Source organism: Achromobacter seleniivolatilans, from assembly GCF_030864005.1.
GTDB classification, from domain to species: domain Bacteria; phylum Pseudomonadota; class Gammaproteobacteria; order Burkholderiales; family Burkholderiaceae_B; genus Achromobacter; species Achromobacter seleniivolatilans.
The window spans coordinates 1,479,233-1,497,125 of the sequence record NZ_CP132976.1; the positions used below are offsets into that span (position 1 = coordinate 1,479,233).

Annotated in this window: 16 protein-coding genes; 7 read left to right on the plus strand and 9 right to left on the minus strand. The window is 62.1% G+C overall.

Annotation, left to right across the window (positions count from 1 at the left end; genetic code table 11):
* The first annotated feature begins 9 nt into the window (after positions 1 to 9).
* From RAS12_RS06645 to RAS12_RS06655, 3 genes are all read left to right on the plus strand, one after another.
* A complete protein-coding gene (locus RAS12_RS06645) occupies positions 10 to 1,011 on the plus strand; it encodes an HAD family hydrolase (RefSeq protein ID WP_306946476.1) in 1,002 nt (333 codons plus the stop codon).
* A 78-nt stretch (positions 1,012 to 1,089) separates the two neighbouring features.
* Positions 1,090 to 2,736 (plus strand): arylsulfatase, encoded by a 1,647-nt coding sequence (locus RAS12_RS06650; protein ID WP_306946478.1) that lies wholly within the window; start codon positions 1,090 to 1,092, stop codon positions 2,734 to 2,736.
* Positions 2,737 to 2,830: 94 nt separating this feature from the next.
* Complete coding sequence (locus RAS12_RS06655; RefSeq protein WP_306946481.1) at positions 2,831 to 5,368, plus strand: fused MFS/spermidine synthase; 2,538 nt, start codon at positions 2,831 to 2,833, stop codon at positions 5,366 to 5,368.
* Positions 5,369 to 5,379: 11 nt separating this feature from the next.
* Here RAS12_RS06655 and RAS12_RS06660 read toward each other — a convergent pair whose 3' ends face one another.
* The 3 genes from RAS12_RS06660 to RAS12_RS06670 form a co-directional block, all read right to left on the minus strand.
* Positions 5,380 to 5,856: a helix-turn-helix domain-containing protein gene (locus tag RAS12_RS06660; RefSeq protein WP_306946483.1), complete on the minus strand. Its 477-nt coding sequence runs from the start codon at positions 5,854 to 5,856 to the stop codon at positions 5,380 to 5,382.
* Between the two features lie 304 nt (positions 5,857 to 6,160).
* Positions 6,161 to 6,799 carry an FMN-dependent NADH-azoreductase gene (locus tag RAS12_RS06665; protein WP_306946485.1) on the minus strand — a complete coding sequence of 213 codons (639 nt, stop codon included), beginning with the start codon at positions 6,797 to 6,799 and terminating at the stop codon, positions 6,161 to 6,163.
* On the minus strand, positions 6,796 to 7,242 hold the full coding sequence (locus RAS12_RS06670) for a GNAT family N-acetyltransferase (RefSeq protein ID WP_306951336.1): 447 nt from the start codon (positions 7,240 to 7,242) through the stop codon (positions 6,796 to 6,798). The genes RAS12_RS06665 and RAS12_RS06670 overlap by 4 nt, the downstream gene beginning before the upstream one ends.
* 86 nt (positions 7,243 to 7,328) lie before the next feature.
* On the opposite strand from RAS12_RS06670, the gene pdxR reads away from it, so the two are divergent.
* Positions 7,329 to 8,753, plus strand: coding sequence for a MocR-like pyridoxine biosynthesis transcription factor PdxR (pdxR, locus tag RAS12_RS06675; protein ID WP_371321251.1), 1,425 nt, complete (start codon positions 7,329 to 7,331; stop codon positions 8,751 to 8,753).
* Positions 8,754 to 8,792: 39 nt separating this feature from the next.
* On the opposite strand, the gene RAS12_RS06680 is transcribed toward pdxR, so the two are convergent.
* Both RAS12_RS06680 and RAS12_RS06685 read right to left on the minus strand, forming a co-directional pair.
* Positions 8,793 to 9,272, minus strand: a complete 480-nt coding sequence (locus tag RAS12_RS06680) for a carboxymuconolactone decarboxylase family protein (protein WP_306946487.1) — start codon at positions 9,270 to 9,272, stop codon at positions 8,793 to 8,795.
* Positions 9,273 to 9,384: 112 nt separating this feature from the next.
* Positions 9,385 to 10,698: an ATP-binding protein gene (locus RAS12_RS06685; RefSeq protein ID WP_306946489.1), complete on the minus strand. Its 1,314-nt coding sequence runs from the start codon at positions 10,696 to 10,698 to the stop codon at positions 9,385 to 9,387.
* 290 nt (positions 10,699 to 10,988) lie between these two features.
* Between RAS12_RS06685 and chrA the strand changes: the two genes are divergently transcribed.
* The gene (chrA, locus tag RAS12_RS06690; RefSeq protein WP_306946491.1) at positions 10,989 to 12,245 is read left to right on the plus strand and encodes a chromate efflux transporter; all 1,257 of its coding nucleotides are present in this window, start codon (positions 10,989 to 10,991) and stop codon (positions 12,243 to 12,245) included.
* On the opposite strand, the gene RAS12_RS06695 is transcribed toward chrA, so the two are convergent.
* Complete coding sequence (locus RAS12_RS06695) at positions 12,242 to 13,048, minus strand: enoyl-CoA hydratase (RefSeq protein ID WP_306946493.1); 807 nt, start codon at positions 13,046 to 13,048, stop codon at positions 12,242 to 12,244. The genes chrA and RAS12_RS06695 overlap by 4 nt on opposite strands.
* 60 nt (positions 13,049 to 13,108) lie before the next feature.
* Positions 13,109 to 14,041: a LysR family transcriptional regulator gene (locus RAS12_RS06700; RefSeq protein ID WP_306946496.1), complete on the minus strand. Its 933-nt coding sequence runs from the start codon at positions 14,039 to 14,041 to the stop codon at positions 13,109 to 13,111.
* A 79-nt stretch (positions 14,042 to 14,120) separates the two neighbouring features.
* On the opposite strand from RAS12_RS06700, the gene RAS12_RS06705 reads away from it, so the two are divergent.
* Positions 14,121 to 14,594: a DMT family transporter gene (locus RAS12_RS06705; RefSeq protein ID WP_306946498.1), complete on the plus strand. Its 474-nt coding sequence runs from the start codon at positions 14,121 to 14,123 to the stop codon at positions 14,592 to 14,594.
* Positions 14,595 to 14,614: 20 nt separating this feature from the next.
* On the opposite strand, the gene RAS12_RS06710 is transcribed toward RAS12_RS06705, so the two are convergent.
* A complete protein-coding gene (locus RAS12_RS06710) occupies positions 14,615 to 15,811 on the minus strand; it encodes a multidrug effflux MFS transporter (RefSeq protein WP_306946499.1) in 1,197 nt (398 codons plus the stop codon).
* A 110-nt stretch (positions 15,812 to 15,921) separates the two neighbouring features.
* On the opposite strand from RAS12_RS06710, the gene RAS12_RS06715 reads away from it, so the two are divergent.
* On the plus strand, positions 15,922 to 16,245 hold the full coding sequence (locus RAS12_RS06715; protein ID WP_306946502.1) for an Rdx family protein: 324 nt from the start codon (positions 15,922 to 15,924) through the stop codon (positions 16,243 to 16,245).
* Between the two features lie 117 nt (positions 16,246 to 16,362).
* On the opposite strand, the gene RAS12_RS06720 is transcribed toward RAS12_RS06715, so the two are convergent.
* Positions 16,363 to 17,892 (minus strand): tripartite tricarboxylate transporter permease, encoded by a 1,530-nt coding sequence (locus RAS12_RS06720; RefSeq protein ID WP_306946504.1) that lies wholly within the window; start codon positions 17,890 to 17,892, stop codon positions 16,363 to 16,365.
* Between the last annotated feature and the right edge of the window lies 1 nt (position 17,893).

The window sequence follows — 17,893 nt, forward strand, 5'->3', positions numbered from 1 at the left end:
AAACCATCCATGACCTCGACATGCCGTATGTTGCAACGCTGTTTTGCCGTGTTTGTATTGCTCGTGCTTGCAAGTGTCGCGCGCGCCCAAACGCCGTTGCCGTCATGGAACGATGGGCCGTCGCGCCAGGCCATTCTGGAATTTGTGGCGGCCGTCACACAAGAAGGGGGAAAAGACTATGTGGCGCCTGCCGATCGCATTGCCGTCTTTGACAACGACGGCACGCTCTGGAGCGAACAGCCGCTGTATTTCCAGCTGATTTTTGCGTTGGATCAGGTCAAAGTCATGGCGCCCAAGCATCCTGAATGGGCAGAAGAGCAGCCGTTCAAGGCGGCCATTGAAGGCGACCGTCAGGCGTTGGCGGCCGCTGGCACCGAAGGGCTGCTGAAAATCGTGGGCGCTACCCACACCAACATGACTACCGGCGCGTTCTCGGACGAGGTCAAGCAGTGGGTCAAGACGGCACATCACCCGCGTTTCAAGCAGCCGTATACCAGCCTGATCTACGCGCCGATGCGCGAGCTGCTGGACTACCTGCGCGGCAATGGTTTCAAGACCTACATCGTGTCAGGCGGCGAGGTCGAGTTCATGCGCGCCTGGGCGCAAGAGGTCTATGGCATTCCGCCCGAGCAAGTCATCGGAACCACCTTCGTGACCGAATTCCAAATGCAGGACGGCAAGCCGGTGCTGATGCGCACGCCCAAGCTGGACTACAACGACGACGGCCCGGGCAAGCCCGTCAGTATCAATAAGTTCATTGGGCGCCAACCGATCTTTGCGTTCGGCAATTCGGATGGCGACCTGCAAATGCTGCAGTGGACTGCCGCGGGTTCAGGCAAGCGGTTTGCGGGCCTGGTGCATCACACCGACGCCAAGCGCGAATGGGCCTACGACCGCGATTCGAAGATCGGACGCCTGGACAAAGCCTTGGACGAGGCGACGAACAAGGGTTGGGTAATTGTTGATATGGCAAAGGAGTGGAAACGGGTTTACGCATTTGAAAATCAATAGGGCAAACCAATTCAGCAACACAGTGATTCGTTTACGTGAGTGGGCTTTTTTGTTCGAGCAGAACAAGGAGAGGAAGCGATGAACGCAAGAAAACTGTTGAGCGCGGCGCTTTTCGCCGTGACGGGGCTGGCTGCCCTGGGAAGCGCGCACGCGCAGACCCAGGCCCAGACTCAACCGCCTCCCCAGCAAGGGCAGGCGGGCGCATCGGCGAAGAAGCCGAATATTCTCGTCATCTTTGGCGATGACGTGGGGCAGGCCAACATCAGTGCATATACCAGAGGGGTTGTGGGCTACAGGACGCCCAACATCGATCGCATCGCCAATGAAGGCGCAATCTTCACTGACTACTACGCCGAAAACAGCTGCACGGCAGGCCGGTCCACGTTCATTACCGGACAGTCCGCGCGCCGCACCGGCTTGTCCAAGGTTGGTATTCCAGGCGCGCCGGTGGGGCTGCAGGATCGCGACATCACCATCGCCCAGGCCTTGAAGGGCCAAGGCTACAACACGGCGCAGTTCGGCAAGAACCACCTGGGCGACCGGGACGAATATCTGCCGACCAAGCACGGTTTCGATCAGTTCTTCGGCAATCTTTATCACTTGAACGCCGAAGAGGAACCTGAGCGCCCGTATTTTCCAAAGAATCCCACAGATCCGGTCATCAAGAGTTATATGCCGCGCGGCGTGATCAAGGCGTCGGCTGACGGCAAGATCGAGGACACCGGCGCGTTGACCACCAAGCGCATGGAAACGATCGACGACGAAACCGTGGGCGCTGCGCTGGACTATCTCGACAAGCACGGAAAAGAGGACAAGCCGTTCTTCGTTTGGATGAACACCACCCGCATGCACCTATTCACGCATATCCGGCCGGAACACCAGGGCAAGAGCGGCATGCCGGGTAACGATTACGCCGACGGCATGTGGGAGCACGATCAGGACGTCGGAAAACTGCTGAAGAAACTGGATGACCTGGGCATCGCAAAAGACACCATCGTGATCTATACGACGGACAACGGGCCCAACCAGTTCAGTTGGCCGGATGCCGCAACGACGCCATTCCGCAGCGAAAAGGACACCAACTGGGAGGGCGCTTTCCGCGTTCCGGCGATGATCCGCTGGCCAGGCCAAATCGAGCCAGGCACGGTCAAGAACGACATCGTCTCGGGCATGGACTGGTTCCCGACGCTTCTGGCTGCGGCGGGCGACGACGGCGTGAAAGAGCGGTTGTTGAAGGGCTGGCGGCCCAACGGCGCCAACCGGGACTTCAAAGTGCACTTGGACGGCTATAACCAGCTTGCCTATCTGACCGGCAAGAGCGAGAAGAGCGCGCGAGACGATTTCTACTACTTCAACGACGATGGCCTCTTGGTCGCCATGCGGTTTGACAACTGGAAGGTCGTGTTCTGCGAACAGACTGCGCCGGGCGGGTTCGCGGTGTGGAGAGAGCCATTCGTCTGCCTGCGCGTGCCCAAGGTGTTCAATCTTCGTATGGACCCGTACGAACGCGCCGACATTGTTTCCGATCAGTACAACGACTGGCTGACCAAGAACGCCTACCTGGCATTCATCGGGTCTGCCAAGGCAGGGGAGTTCCTGCAAACGTTTATTGAGTGGCCGCCCAGTCAGAATCCGCCCAGCTTCAGTACCGACCAGGTGCAAAAGCAGGTCGACAAAGCCATCGACGCACACTTCGAGGAAGTTGCGAAGCAGAAGGGCAAGTGATGTACCCCGGCGCCTGACTGGCGCCGGGCAGTACCTGAGGACAACCCGGGCGGCCAGCGGTGCGCCGCCCGGCACACGCTAGAGGAACAGCGTAATGCAGATGGGGACGGCAGCAATGGAAGGCGTGGACACACAGCGGCCTGAGGGCAACGCGCGCACATTGACGACAGCGCGTCCGGCGGCGCTGTTGCTGCTATCGGGCGCGGCGGCGTTGGTGTTTCAGGTGTTGTGGATCAAACAGCTGTCGTTGGTGGTCGGTGTGGAAGTCAGCGCGATCGCTGGCGCGGTCAGCGCATTCTTTTTGGGGCTTGCGGCGGGCGGTTGGATCTTGGGCCGCGTGGCGGATCACTTGCGCCAGCCGGTGCGCTTTTATGCGGCGCTGGAAGCGGCGGTGGCGGTTTCCTGCGTGGCCGTTACCGTCTTGCTGTCGCACAGTGCGGCAGCCTTTGTTGCGGTCGAAGCCATCAGCCCAGTAGCGGCGTGGCTCATGATCGGACTGTTGCTGACCATCCCGTCGTTCTTGATGGGCGGAACGCTGCCGGTGCTGCTGCGCGCGGTGACGCGCCAGGATGCCGGGGCCAGCCGGCGGGGCGGTGTTCTGTATGCGGCGAACACCTGCGGCGCCATTGCAGGCGCCTTGTTGCCGGCGTTTATTTTGATTCCCCGTTTTGGTGTGATGGGCGCCGCTTATGCGGCGGCCAGTCTCAACCTGCTTGCTGCCGTTGGCGCCTGGGCGCTGGGCCGCAAGGCAGTGCAGGCGCCTGCACCCGGCAGCGCCGCCCGGGCCCCCTTGTCGTCCGACGCCCGATTCGCCGTTGCGCTGTACGCCATCGCGGGCGGGGTGGCGCTGGGATACGAAGTCGTGTGGTCGCAAATGGTTGTGCCGTTCATGAGCACACGCGCCTTTGCGTTTGCCATCGTATTGGCGACGTATCTGGCGGGGCTGGCAATTGGCGCCGCGATCTTTGCCCGCTACGCGCCTCGCATCCGCAACCCTTGGCTGGTATTTGGCGGCTTGATCGCGGGCGCCGGTCTGGTCGCTGTCGCGGAAGTGGCGCTGTTGGGCAAATGGCTGGTGGTGGCGCAGACTTGGGCGGAAGCCGTGATCTATCAATGGACCGGCAGCGCGTTTGCCGGCATGTGCGCGCGCTTCGCCGTCGCCGCCGGCGCCTTTGTACTGGCGCCGACCTTGTTATTGGGCGCCGCGTTTCCGGCCGTGCTGCGTATTGCCGTCGGCGACCAGCGCGTGGGCCGCGAGGTGGGTACGGTGCTGGCCTGCAACACACTTGGCGGCATTGCGGGAACGATAGCGACCGGTTTTGTGCTGCTGCCGGCACTCGGCCTTGTCCGTACGCTGGGTGTGCTTGCCGCGGTGGCAGTCATGGTGGGTGTGGCGGCCGCATGGCGCGGACGCCAACGCGGCGCGACGGCCGTGCACGTGGCCATCGGCGTGCTGGGGCTGGCGACCTTGACGATCGCCGCGCTGATTCCAGCGGATCTGTTCGCGCGATTGTTGCCGGGCGCCAGCGGCGCCGGACTGGTGTTCTACGAAGAAAGCCATGGCGGCACGGTCGCGGTGGTGGAGCGCAGCGGCAACGGCAACCGCTTCAGCCGCCTGTATATCCAGGGTGTGTCGAATTCGGGCGACGCGATGCCATCCCTGCGCTATATGCGCTTGCAGGCGCTGTTGCCGCTCATCGTGCACAACGGTGAACCTCGATCGGCGCTGGTTGTCGGCTATGGCACGGGCATTACGGCAGGCGCGCTGTCACAATACCGGCCGTTGGAAAAGCGCGTGGTAGCCGAGCTGCTGCCCGCTGTGCTGCGGGCGGGGTCGCGTTTTCAGGGCACGTATCAGGCCATCAATGATCCCGACCTGGAAAAGCGTTTGCAGGACGGCCGGCGTGCATTGCAGGGCAGCGCCGAACGCTGGGACCTGATCACGCTGGAACCGCCGCCACCGTCTGCGGCGGGTGTGGTCAATCTGTATTCGCAAGACTTCTATGCCTTGGCGGCGTCGCGGCTGGCGCCGCAAGGCATCGTGGCGCAATGGTTGCCGCTGCCCACGCAGAACACGGACGACACCCGTGCGCTGGTCGCGAGTTTTATAAAGGTCTTTCCGCATGCGCAGCTGTGGACGAGCGAGTTGCACGAGATGCTGCTGGTCGGTTCGCTTTCTCCGCTAAAGCTGGATGCCACGCGAATCCAGGCGCGCTTTGATCAGCCCTCCACGGCAGCGGCGTTGCGGGCGGTGGGCATTCCGTCCGCGGCCGCGCTGCTGTCCACCTGGGTAACCGACCGGGCAGGGTTGGAACGCTTTGCGGGCGACACGCCTGCGGTCACGGATGACCGGCCCGGCATCGAATACGCAACCTGGGTGCGCCCGCGTGAACTGAATCGCGTCCTGCCCGAGCTGATGGCATTGCGCACGGAACCGCCGCTGGATGGCGCCAGCGCCGAACTGGCCGACGGCATGGCCTTGGAGCGAGCGCGGCTGGACACGTTTTACCGCGCCGCGCTTGCCGCCTATGCGGGCGACCGCGAAACGTGGGGCCGAGAGCTGAACAAGGTCGCCCGCGACGACGGCGGCAACCTGTACTACCGTTGGTTCATGGCAGGTGGCGGGCAGTAGCCGCGCATTTCTTAGCTACAAATGCGGCGCCAGGGCGACCGATTGACGGGGCAGTAGCCCGGGCAGCGCGTGGCCACGGCTTTGCCGCTGCTGCATTGCGCATTGGGTTCGGTAAAACCGTAGCTTTGGCTGCCGTAGCACCCGCACATTTCCAGAATAGTGCCTGGCGGTTGTTTGGCAGGCTCTGGGGCTGGCAGCGGCTTGGATGATGCGCTGCCAGAGGCGGAAGAGGCGCGTGGCGTCACGCGGGCGGGCGGCGTGGCGGCGGGTGAAGACGGCGTGGCAGCGGCTGGCGCCAGTTCGGACGGCGTCCGGGCAGGCGGATTGTTCTGATCACCCAGCTTGTTCTTTACGGTGGACGCGCTCACGCCGCAGCGTTTGGCGATAGCCGATGGGGATTGACCAGCGTCGGCCATGGTGCGCATGGTCTTGTCGCTGCATGCTGCGTAGGCGTCGGTTCCGGCATACAGGTTAAGCAATATCAGCACGCACGCGTACACTCCAGACCGGCATGACGCCATGGCTCGCCTCCTGCACAAATGTGCGCTGGGGCGGGGACCGCCGCCCGCGATTGACCGAATGTTGCGGCCTAGCGTAAGGCGGCGAAAACCGTGGTGTCAATGCACACCGGGCAAATGAACCGGAATGCGTGAAAATCAGCGATTTTGATGTCTACGGATGGCATCCAGATACCAACCGGTTGCCATCTTTGTTTCGCAGTTTTCTTCCGGGCTTAAAAACCTATCGCATGTGCGCCTTTTGTGAAGCCAATAACGCTCGTGCACGCCTGGGTCAGACGGCGAATGCCGGCTGGGTTGCACTGAACGACAGAGCCGCGATTGCGGCGTCAGCGCGCTTGCGGGCAGCCTCCAGAAACTCCGGGCCGCGCGCCGTCCCTTCGACCGAAATGAAGGTGATTTGATGCAGGCCGATCGTGGCCAGCACATGGCGCAAATAAGGAGTCAGGAAATCTGGCTGGCCTGCGTTATCGCCGCTGAATGCACCGCCTGAAGCAATCGCGACGTAGACAGGGCGATTGGCGAGCAGCCCCCGTTTGCCTTCTGGCGTGATACGAAAGGTGCTGCGTACTCGCACCACGTGATCCAGCCAAACCTTCAGGGAAGAGGGCACCGTGAAGTTGTGCATGGGTGTCGAAAGCACCAGATGGCTGGCATCCGTCAACAGCTGGATTTGCCGGGCTGATTCTTTTAGCGTGCCCAGCTCCAGTTGGCCGTCCAAGGGATCGGCGGGTGAGCTGAGTGCGGCGGCGTAGTCGCTATCGGCATGAGGCAGGCGGGTGGCGTCCACGTCAATCACGTCCAGCTTGTCACCGGGCTGGTTTGCCTGCAGACGCTGAATGATGCGCTCGGACAGCCGATAGCTTTCAGAGCTCAGGCCCTGCGGGCTGCAACGAATTCGAAGAATGCTCATGCTGCGGAGGCTCCCAGGGTTTTGCTGAAACGGATGGCGCTGGTCAACAGGCCTTGACGAAAATAGAAGCGTTGGGCCAGCGCGTTGCCCAGGCCGGTATCGAGCACAAGTTTCGCGCAGCCCGCATCGCGCGCCAACACGTCCAGCGCCTCTATCAGTTTGGCGCCCCAACCGGCGCCGCGTTCAGACTCATCGACCACAAGATCATCCACGTAAATAAACCGTCCATAGATCAGATTTTCCTGATGGCGGTAGCCGGCCAGCGCAACGGCGCGGCCCTCGTGAAAGGCCGCAAGCACATGGTAGTTCTGGGTTCGCATGCGGTTCACGCGGCTGACGAAGTCGGCGTCGTCAGTCAGATGGGGCCGCAATTGCTGCATTAACGCTGCGCAGGCGCGCAGTTCGTTTTCGGTATCGATATGGCGTATGGCCGTCTGGTTCATCATGAGCGTGTCCTAACATCGGAAGCTCATCTTAGAAAAGGCATGACATAATTTGAAGGGCCATAAAAGTGATTCTGGACTATGCCATGATGAGTACCCCACCTGATGGTTTGCTAACGCTGTCTGATACCAGCAGCGACCCGCTTTACCGCCAGATCTACGACCGTTTTCGTAGCGCCATCGCTGAAGGCGCCTTGAAGCCGGGCGACCGTATTCCATCCGCGCGGGCGCTCGCCAAAGACATAGGTGTTGCGCGCGGAACGATCGAAGTCGCGTACTCATTATTGGCTGCGGAGGGCTACATCCAGTCGCGGGGACAAGCGGGAACCGTTGTTACCCCTGGCCTACAGCCTCAAACGCCGTTGGCGCCACCGTCCGTTCAAAAACCGGACGAAAAGCAGGATGGATCGTGGATTCGTCCTGCTGCGCTACTGCCATTTCAAATGGGCTTGCCCGCGCTGGATGTTTTCCCGCGCAAAATCTGGGCGCGGTTGGGCGCCCGTCATTTGCGCGCGCAGCAGGCCGCAGATCTGTCATACCCCGCACCGAATGGCTTGCTGTCGTTGCGCACCGCGACGGCGGCGTACTTGCAGGTGGCTCGCGGCATACAGTGCACTCCCGCCCAAGTGTTCATTACGTCCGGCTACAACAACACCATGCAGTTGATCTTGCAGGCGCTGTTCAAGCCCGGCGACGCCGTATGGATGGAAGAACCCGGTTATCCGCCCACCCGCGCGCTGTTGGGGCAGGCCGGTATGCAGGCTGTGCCCGTGCCAGTGGATGCCGATGGCATGGTGGTCGATGCGGGCATGACGGCCGAGCCCCGAGCGCGGGGCGCGGTCGTCACGCCCGCACATCAAAGCCCGCTGTGTCTGTCATTGTCGCTGCCGCGGCGCCAAGCGCTGCTGGATTGGGCCGACCGCAGCAATGCCTGGATTATCGAAGACGACTACGACGGCGAATATCGCTACGTCGGGCGTCCCTTGCCCGCGCTAAAGAGTCTGGACCGCCAAGGCCGGGTGCTATATGCCGGCACGTTCAGCAAGGTGTTGTTTCCCGGGCTGCGGCTGGCCTATCTGGTGGTGCCAGAAGAACAGGTGCCGCGCTTTGAACGCCTGTGCCTATTGCTGGCGGGCGGCGCTCCCGCGCTGATCCAGGGCATTCTTGCATCGTTCATTAACGAAGGGCATTTCGGCCGTCATATCCAGCGGATGCGCAGACTCTATAGCGAGCGGCGCGAGACCACCGCAGCGGGGCTGTCTGCGGTGTTGGGCGAACACTTGCACATTGAACCGCAACCTGGCGGCATGCATCTGGTGGCGCGCATGCGCGGTCATCAAACGGATAGGGCGTTAGCCGCAAGAATGCTGTCCCACGGAATGTATGCGCATGCGCTCTCGCATTGGTATCAGGGGCCTGAATCGCAGTCTGGGCTGTTGATGAGTTTCACCAATATTGGGTCGGCCGAGCAGGCCGAACAGTTGGCCAGACGTATACAAGCACTGGCCTGACGGTGCCTGCCGGCAGCGTTGCACGGCAGACTCGGCGGCTCAGTTCAGACCCGCTTTGTCCAGGCCGTAGGCCACATCGGCGGAACCCGGAACGGTGCGGAACGCAACATTCAAGCGGTTCCAGCCATTGATGCCGACAATCCTGAAGCTCAGATCCGAGATCTCGGATTCCGACAGTTCCGCGCGCACCGCTTCGTAGATCTCGTTGGGTACGCCATGGGCGGGAAGGGTGGTCAACGCTTCCGTCCACGCCAGCGCGGCGCGTTCCCGCGCCGAAAACAGGGTCGACTCGCGCCAGATGGCCACGTGGTGCAGGCGCAATTCGCGTTCACCATGCAGCTTGGATTCCTTGACGTGCATGTCCAGGCAAAAGCCGCATCCATTGATCTGTGATGCACGGATGTCTACCAGGTGGCCAACTTCTTTGATGATGGGAACGTTCTTCATTGCCATGCTGAAGTCCAGATACTTCTTGGACAGCTCGGGCGACACGTTGAAGTAATTGACGCGCTGGCTCATAGGTCTACCTTGTGTATGTGCAGTGAAAGAGGAAAGAATCACAAGCACGAAGCATCGCTTAAGGTGGACTAGCGGAAAAGTGCCATAGACCGAATTTTTGTATGGGCCATGATTACGCCTGTTCAGTGTGGCCGGCACTCCATCGCAACACAAAGCGGGCGCCGCCCAGCGGACTGTCCCGCACATCAATACTGCCCCCATGGCTGATGGCTACCCGTTTAACGATAGCCAGGCCCAGCCCCGCGCCACCCGTGCCCCGGTCGCGGCTTTCGTCTAAGCGGATGAAGGGTTCGAATACCCGCTCTCGGTCACCCTCGGCGATGCCGCCGCCATCGTCGTCCACGATGAGTTCAAAGGCGCCATGGGCGGTCTGGGTCAGACTGATTTCTACCCGCTGGCTGGCATAGCGCACGGCGTTTTGCACCAGATTCAGCAAGGCGCGGCTCATGTAGCGCGGATGCAGCTGCACATGGGCGGGATAACCGCCGCGCACCTGACACGCGACGGCGCGCGACTCTGCCTGATGCGCGACCAGCGCCAACGCCTCGCCAAGCCAATCGCAGACATCTACGGTTTCGAGCCTGACGGAGTCGTCGCCGGGGCGCTCCAGCCGGGCATACACCAGCAGTTCGGCAACCATGGCTTCCAGCTCGGAGATGTCGGTACGCATGTCTTCCAGAATCTGGCCACGGCGCGGCAGGTATTGATCGTGGCCCAGCATGTCCACTTCAAACGATAGCCGCGCCAGGGGCGTACGCAGTTCGTGCGACACGGCGTTGGTCAGGCTGCGCTGGGTGTCGATCAGTGTGGCAATGCGTTCGGCCATCTGATTAAAGCTCTCGCCCACATGGCGAATGCCGGAAATCCGCGACAGGCGCACACGTACACTCATGTCGCCCTGGCCCATGCGCAGCGTGGCGTTGCGCAGCGCATCCAGGTCGCGCCAGATAGGCAGGGCCCAGACCAATAGCAAAATGACAGCCAGCAAGACGCTCAATGCTGCCAAGGCCGACCACGTGATCCATCGTTCCATCGACGGTTCAACCGGCAGTCGCACATCGAGCCATTGCGGCGGATCGCCTGGCAGACGAGCCAGATAAGTGTTGTAGTCGTCGCGCATGACGAAGCCGGTGCGGTCCAACTGCTGTTGCTCGGCAGGTGTCAGCGTCACCTCATCAGCCTTCAACAAGGTCAGGGCCAGGCCATAGTGAGGCTGAACCTCGTCCCGAATGTACGCCGCCCTATCTTGCGCCGGGACCGGGTCCAGGTCCTTGCGCAGCGCATACATCTGGCCACGAACGGCCCGATACGACAAATCTGCGCTGAGTGATTCCAGGAAGTAGCCGAAGCTGATGTTGACCAGCTGCGCGGCGACGACATAGCCGATCGTCGCGATCAGAAATACGCGGATGGCGAATTTAAGCATGTGCCTTGCTGATGCCGGCGGCTTGGGGTCCACGCAGCACGGTGCGGGGGACGAAAGGGGCGGCAAGGAACATTCGGCTACACCTCGGGAATTCGGCATGCTAGCGGCCATTTCTGCGGTAATTCGCTGCGATTTGTGTGGATTTTGTAAAGATTCTTATAGCGTTCCGCTGGCTAGCAAAAATCTAGCCGGCAGTCATCGCTATTGACCCGATTGAAACGTCGGCGCACCCCGGCTATAAGCATGAAGCAGGGGCGGAAATCCGGCGCCCCGTTTGCCGATGACGCCCCATGCCGCACCCGCCCCCCCACGATGAATCTGTCGCCAGCAAACCCGCCACATACGAGCGCGCGGAGGCCGGCCGGGGCTCCTGTCTGGAAGTCTTTCTGATTTTCCTGCGGCTTGGCCTGACGTCCTTCGGAGGCCCGGTCGCCCATCTGGGGTACTTCCGCACCGAATTTGTGGATCGCAGGCATTGGCTGGACGACTACGCCTTTTCGGACCTGGTGGCACTGTGTCAATTCCTGCCGGGTCCGGCCAGCAGTCAGGTAGGAATGGCAATTGGCCTGCGGCGAGCAGGCTGGGCAGGGATGGCAGCGGCGTGGCTGGCTTTTACGCTGCCGTCCGCGCTGGCGCTGATCGGCTTTGCGCTGGGGCTTGCGCACTTTGGGTGGTTATCAGGCTCTTCGGTCATCCATGGCTTGAAAATTGCGGCAGTGGCTATCGTTGCGCAGGCAGTGTGGGGCATGGGCCGGTCGCTATGCCCAGACCGTCCGCGGGCAGGCCTGGCGGTGGCTGCGGCCTTGATCTGCGTGTTGTTGCCCACCAGCTTGGCGCAGGCGGGGGCAATCCTGCTGGGGGCCGCTGTGGGTGCCGCCACGTTGCAATTGCCGCCCCGGCCCATTCTGGCCAATCGCATGCCAGGCGCTTCGCGGCGCGAGGGCTATATCGCGTTAGCCGTTTTTATCGCTTTGCTGGCCGGTCTGCCGCTGTGGGCATCCCTGGCAGACACCGTGCTGGCGGATCAGGTTTGGGGCTTTTATCGCGCTGGCGCCTTGGTGTTTGGCGGCGGGCATGTCGTACTGCCACTGCTAGAGACCGCAACAGCTGCTGGCGGCATGATTTCGGAGGCCGACTTTCTGGCAGGTTACGGCGCAGCGCAGGCGATGCCGGGTCCTTTGTTTTCGTTTGCCGCATTTCTGGGCGCCATGTCACCGGGTCCGCTGACGGGATGGTGGGGCGGGTTGGCGCTATTGGTCGTGATCTTCCTGCCGGGCGCGCTGCTGCTCGCAGCCGCCTTGCCGTTCTGGGAAAGCCTGCGCCGCCGGCCCGGCGTGCGCAATATGATCGCTGGCGTCAATGCCAGTGTGGTCGGCATCTTGCTGGCCGCGTTTTATGACCCCGTCTGGACCCATGCCATTTTGGGCAAGACCGATTTCGGCCTTGCCCTGTTGCTCTTTGCGTTGCTGGTGTATGCGCGGTGGTCCCCCGTGTGGGTCGTGGCGCTGGCGGCGGCGGGGGGCTGGGCGTTGGGTTGGCTGGCCTAGGACTGCCAGCGGGGCGCGCGTTTTTGCAGGAATGCGTCGATGCCTTCGCTGGCGTCGGCTTCCATCATGTTGCGTGCCATGACGTCACCCGCGTAGTCATAGGCATCGGCCAGGTCCATCTGCCTTTGCTTATAGAACATGCGCTTGCCATACCGGATGGCCGACGGGCTTTTCGACAGAATGTCGCCCGCCAAGGCGCGCACCCGCGCATCCAGATCGGATTCCGGCACCGCGTGGTTGATCAGGCCCCAATCCACGGCTTGGGCCGCATCAATGAACTTGGCGGTCACCAGCATTTCAAACGCGCGCTTGGCCGACACATTGCGGCTCAAGGCAACGGCGGGCGTCGAGCAAAAGAGCCCAACATTGATGCCGGACACGGCGAACCTGGCGGTGTCCGCCGCAACAGCCAGGTCGCAGCTGGCGACCAGCTGGCATCCCGCCGCTGTGGCGATGCCCTGGACTTTGGCGATAACGGGCACGGGCAGCGCCTGTAGACCCTGCATGACGCTGCCGCACTTGCGGAACAACTCGCGGTAATAATCCAGCGATGGCTGGCTGCGCATTTCGCGCAGATCGTGGCCGGCACAAAAGGCGCGGCCTGCTGATTCCAGCACCACGCAACGCACGTCGGGGTCGCTTGCCAAGGCGTCAATCTCGTGTTGCAGCGCGGCCAACAAACCTTCGGATAAGGCATTGAATTGGGACGGACGATTCATGCGCAGCGTGACAACGCCGTTTTCGGCGTTGCGCAACAGCAAAGACGTATCCGCCGACGGAGCAGATGCAGGTTCCACAGCCATGTCACCTCCAGGAAGAGAGTTTTTGGATACTAGCGCAAGCGAGTCCACCGGGTGCGCGGGTCAATCCGTTTTTGCGGTTGGCGGCATGGGTGCCAGCGCGTCAGTCATCAAGGTTCGCAGCCAGCACAATCCGGCATCTGCGTCCTCGCGCTCGTGCCACAGCATTTCAAAGTTCAGGGGAGCGATGGGAAAGGGCGCCTGCGTGATTGCAAGCCCCTGCGCGGCGGTGTCGCTGACTGCGCGCTTTGCCACCGTCAACACCAAATCGGTGCCCCGCAGCACGGTAGCAGCGGCTGCCCAATGCGGCAGCCGCAGTGCGACGCGGCGGGACCGCCCCGTCTTGGCCAAGGCAGCATCCACTTCGCCTGCGCGCTGATCCGCCCCTGCTGCGACCAGCACGTGCGGACGCTCCAGATATTGCTCGAACGTCAGCGGCTCTGCGCCATTTTCGGCCGCATCCACGACGCAAACAAAGGTCTCTTCAAATAGGATTTGCCGCCGGATGACGGCGGGCGTTTCCCCAAAGACCGCGAACGCCAGGTCCAGTTGCCCGTCCGCGACTCCGGCAATCATTGCGCTGCGGCTGCCGGACGTGACCTCTACGTCAGTGCCCGGGGCGTCGCGACGCAAGCCTCGCATAAGCTCAGGCAACACCACCGACGCGCCATAGTCGGACATGGCCAGCCGGAAGACGCGTCGGCTGGTCGCGGGATCGAACACAGCGCCAGACAGCAGGCGGCGCACCTGGGCCAATACGTCTTGCAGCGGGGATTCCAGCGCCAAGGCATAGGGGGTGGGGCGCAGCCCGCCCCGGGTTCGCTCAAACAGCGGATCGGCCAACAACGCACGCAGTCTGCCCAGAGCATGGCTGACCGCCGGCTGGCTCAGGTGCAGCCGTCCGGCGGCGCGCGTTAGATGACGTTCATGTAGCAGCGCATCCAGGACCACCAGCAGATTCAGGTCCACGGCTCTTAGATTATTCGTTTGCTGCATGTTGAATAGACAATCTTCGAATTGGAGTCAAAGGTTCGTGAATAAGAGAATACCTTTAACCCCGAATTGGAGGATAAACATGAACTCAGCAACACTCTTCGCCATTCCCGCCGCCATCATTGCTGGCGCGCTGGTACCGATACAGGCAGGCGCCAATGCGGCTTTGGGGCGCAATCTGGGCCACCCTTTGTGGGCCACGATGGCGTCGCTTGCGATCAGCGCGGTTGCGGCCATGATCGTGATGGCGCTGTTGCGCGTGCCCGCTCCCTCTTTTGCCGAGCTCGGCAAGTTGCCGTGGTGGGGCTGGACGGGCGGCGTGGCGGGCGTGTTCTACATCACCGCCGGGCTGATCCTGGCGCCGCGTCTGGGCGCAGGCGCTTTCCTGGCGGCCGTGATCGCTGGGCAGATGCTTGCCGCGCTGGTGCTGGACCGCTACGCGCTGGTGGGATTCCTGGGCAGCGCCATGAACCCCGGACGCCTGGCTGGCGCAGCGTTGATCATGGGCGGCGCATTGTTAATGCATCTGTCCACGGCGCCCCGCGCACCGGCCTGACGGCACGGCGGGACTCAGGATCAACCCGCGAGCCGGCGCGCCATGCCCGCCGACAGGCAAAGCAGCGGTGCCACAATGACTGCGCCCACCAGGGCCATCGCGGCCTGCGGCGACATGCCGCTATCGAGCAGCAAGGTCGCAATGATGGCCGAACCGCTCATCTGGAACAGGCCGTATACGGCGGCAGCGGTGCCCGCTCGTTCCGCGAATGGTTCCAGCGCCAGACTCAGGCCGGAGCCCAGCGCCAACGAGAATCCGACCGTCAACACGGCTACCGGCAACATGAAGATCCAGGCGGACAGCGGTGCCCACAACCAGGCTGCCGCGTGCATTGCTGACGCCAGCAGCAAGGCCGCCATGCCGACGCGCACCATGGTGTGGCGGCCAAAGCGGGAAATAAAAGCGGGCGCCAGGAAGAAGGCCGCGATGTTGATCGCCGCGTTGCCGCCAAACCAGGCAGAAAATCCCAGTTCGGAGTACCCCAGCTGTTGCACGAGCACGACCGGCGCGGCCGACACAAACACCAGGATCATCGCCATTCCGGCCATGCCAAACATGGCAAAGTACAGGAAGCGGCCGCTGGCCACGATGGGCTGGTAGCGGCGCAAACTGTAGAGCGCGCCTCTAGGCTTAGTTGGCGCGGCGCGGGTTTCTTCAAAGCGGCGCGCAAGCAAGCCGGCCAGCGCCAGCGCAAACAGCACCATGAAGATAAAGGTGCTGCGCCATCCCGCATGCACGGCCAGGACCCCGCCAAGCATCGGCGCCAAGGCCGGAACTGAGCACAACGCGCCATTCAGATAACTATAAACACGCGCGCCTGCGGCTGGGCTGAAGCAATCTCGTACGGCTGCGAATGCCACCAAAGAGGCCGAGCATGCGCCCAGGCCTTGCAGAATGCGGGCGGCATAAAACACGTCCAATGAGGATGCCGCCGCGCCCAGCGCCGATCCGGCCAGATAGGCCAGTGCGCCGCCTAGCGCGACCGGACGTCGACCGTAGCGGTCAGCCAGCGGGCCGATCAGCATCTGCCCCAAACCGACAGAAAAAATGAACAGCGTAATGCTGGCTTGCAATGCGCTGATGGGCTGCCCGAAGTCGCGGGCCATGACGGGCAGAGAGGGCAGATAGATGTCGATGGCCATCGGCGTCAGCGTGACCAATCCCATCAAGAGACCGATCAGCCAGCGTTGGCCTCGGGAAGATAAAGCAGACTTCATTGCAGACTCTGGGCGCATGCGCACCCGGGAAAACCCGATATTATCCATGAATGGGCCGGCCTAATGCCAGACAGCAATCGAATGGGCCGGGGCGCGTAGAATATTTTCGTATGAACACACCTGCATTTCGTCCGCGCATCGTCATTCTTTACTGCACACAATGCCAATGGCTGTTGCGTGCCGGCTGGATGGCGCAAGAACTGTTGTCCACGTTTTCGACCGACTTGGGCGAAGTGGTTTTGCAACCGGGCACGGGCGGAATATTCCAGATCACCTACAACGGCGAGCTGATTTGGGACCGCAAGAGCGATGGCGGCTTTCCCGAAGCCAAGGTGCTTAAGCAACGAGTGCGAGACCGGCTGGACCCTGGCCGTCCGCTCGGTCACATCGATGGACATACTGCCGTCGGCGGGCCAATTGTGCCCGATGCCTAGCTGGCAGCCATCACGCGAAAAAAGGCCGGTCCCTTGCGAGACCGGCCAAAGCAGCACTACTCATTAATGCGGTGACCGATGCGTGTGCAGCCGCTTATCCGGTCAGGCGATGGACGATCAAGCCGCCGATCGCGCTTGTAGCAAGGCTTCCCGGCTCTTATTGCGTTGGCGCACGGCGGACACAATCAGCAGGGCGATCAGCGCCACGCACGCCAGGATGAATCCCAGGCTGATGGGCCGCGTGACGAAGATGGATAGTTCACCGCGCGACAGCAGCAGCGCGCGACGGAAGTTTTCTTCCACCATCGGCCCCAGCACAAAGCCCAGCAGCAGCGGCGCAGGTTCAAACCGCAGCCGTATCAGCGCATAACCCGCCGCGCCAAACACCGTCACCATGGCTACATCGAACAGGTTGTTGTTTGTGCTGTAGACCCCCACGCACACAAAGAACAGTGCGGCCGGGAACAGGTAGCGGAAAGGCACGGTCAGCATGCGCACCCACATGCCGATCAGCGGCAGGTTCAACAGCAGCAACAGCACGTTGCCGACCCAGAAGCTGGCGATCAGCCCCCAGAACATGTCGGCGTGTTCGATCATCATCTGCGGACCCGGCTGAATCCCGTGAATGATAAGCGCGCCCAGCATCAGCGCCATCACCGGGTCGCCAGGAATACCCAGGCTCATGGTCGGGATGAAGCTGGTCTGCGTCGACGCGCTGGTGGCCGCTTCCGGCCCTGCGATGCCTTCAATGGCGCCACGGCCAAAGCGGCGCGGATCACGCGCCACTTTCTTTTCCACCGCATACGAAATGAACGACGCGATGGTCGGGCCGGTACCCGGCAGGATGCCGAATGCCGCACCGATTGCCGTGCCGCGCACCAGTGCACCGCGAGACTGTTTGATATCGCCGGCTTCGGGCCGCATGGACTTCATGCTGATCTCGCCGGTCGTGATCTTGGTGTCGCCGCCGATGCGGTTGATGTTCTTCAGGAAGTCCGCCACGCCGAACAGGCCCATGGCCAACGCCACAATCTGCAAGCCATCGGACAATTCCAGAATGCCGAAGTGAAAGCGCATCGTGCCGGTGTTGACGTCAGTGCCGACCACTCCAAGCAGCAGACCCACGACGACCATCGCCACGCCCTTGATCGCCGAACCCTTTGCCAAGGTGGCGCCGGCCAGCAAGCCCAGCATCATCATGGAAAAGTACTCGGCCGGACCGAACTTGAAGGCCACGTCCACCAGCATCGGCGAAAACAGAATCATCGCCAGAATGCCTACTGATGCGCCGCAGAACGACGAGAACATCAGCATGAAAAGCGCCGATCCCGCTTTGCCATTGCGGGCCAGCGGATTGCCGTCCAGGCAAGCCACCGCATGCGAGGCCGTGCCAGGCAGGTTCAGCATGATCGACGTAATACCGCCTCCATACTGCGAGCCGTAATAGATGCCGGACAACATCACCAGCGCCGCCGTCGGCGTCATCGTGTAGGTCAGCGGCAACAGAATCGAGATGGCTGCCAGCACGCCCATGCCCGGCAGCACGCCGATCAGGTTGCCCATGAACACGCCAAACACGGCCCACATCAGGTTATCCAGCGCGAAAGCGACGGAAAACCCATGCATCAGGTTATTGAAGATATCCATG

Bases quoted from the DNA above. Each gene is read 5' to 3' on its own strand.
- RAS12_RS06645 (WP_306946476.1), top strand. From the start codon at position 10: ATGACCTCGACATGCCGTATGTTGCAACGCTGTTTTGCCGTGTTTGTA.
- RAS12_RS06650 (WP_306946478.1), top strand. From the start codon at position 1,090: ATGAACGCAAGAAAACTGTTGAGCGCGGCGCTTTTCGCCGTGACGGGG.
- RAS12_RS06655 (WP_306946481.1), top strand. From the start codon at position 2,831: ATGCAGATGGGGACGGCAGCAATGGAAGGCGTGGACACACAGCGGCCT.
- RAS12_RS06665 (WP_306946485.1), bottom strand. From the start codon at position 6,799: ATGAGCATTCTTCGAATTCGTTGCAGCCCGCAGGGCCTGAGCTCTGAA.
- RAS12_RS06670 (WP_306951336.1), bottom strand. From the start codon at position 7,242: ATGAACCAGACGGCCATACGCCATATCGATACCGAAAACGAACTGCGC.
- pdxR (WP_371321251.1), top strand. From the start codon at position 7,329: ATGATGAGTACCCCACCTGATGGTTTGCTAACGCTGTCTGATACCAGC.
- RAS12_RS06680 (WP_306946487.1), bottom strand. From the start codon at position 9,272: ATGAGCCAGCGCGTCAATTACTTCAACGTGTCGCCCGAGCTGTCCAAG.
- RAS12_RS06685 (WP_306946489.1), bottom strand. From the start codon at position 10,698: ATGCTTAAATTCGCCATCCGCGTATTTCTGATCGCGACGATCGGCTAT.
- chrA (WP_306946491.1), top strand. From the start codon at position 10,989: ATGCCGCACCCGCCCCCCCACGATGAATCTGTCGCCAGCAAACCCGCC.
- RAS12_RS06695 (WP_306946493.1), bottom strand. From the start codon at position 13,048: ATGGCTGTGGAACCTGCATCTGCTCCGTCGGCGGATACGTCTTTGCTG.
- RAS12_RS06700 (WP_306946496.1), bottom strand. From the start codon at position 14,041: ATGCAGCAAACGAATAATCTAAGAGCCGTGGACCTGAATCTGCTGGTG.
- RAS12_RS06705 (WP_306946498.1), top strand. From the start codon at position 14,121: ATGAACTCAGCAACACTCTTCGCCATTCCCGCCGCCATCATTGCTGGC.
- RAS12_RS06710 (WP_306946499.1), bottom strand. From the start codon at position 15,811: ATGAAGTCTGCTTTATCTTCCCGAGGCCAACGCTGGCTGATCGGTCTC.
- RAS12_RS06715 (WP_306946502.1), top strand. From the start codon at position 15,922: ATGAACACACCTGCATTTCGTCCGCGCATCGTCATTCTTTACTGCACA.
- RAS12_RS06720 (WP_306946504.1), bottom strand. From the start codon at position 17,892: ATGGATATCTTCAATAACCTGATGCATGGGTTTTCCGTCGCTTTCGCG.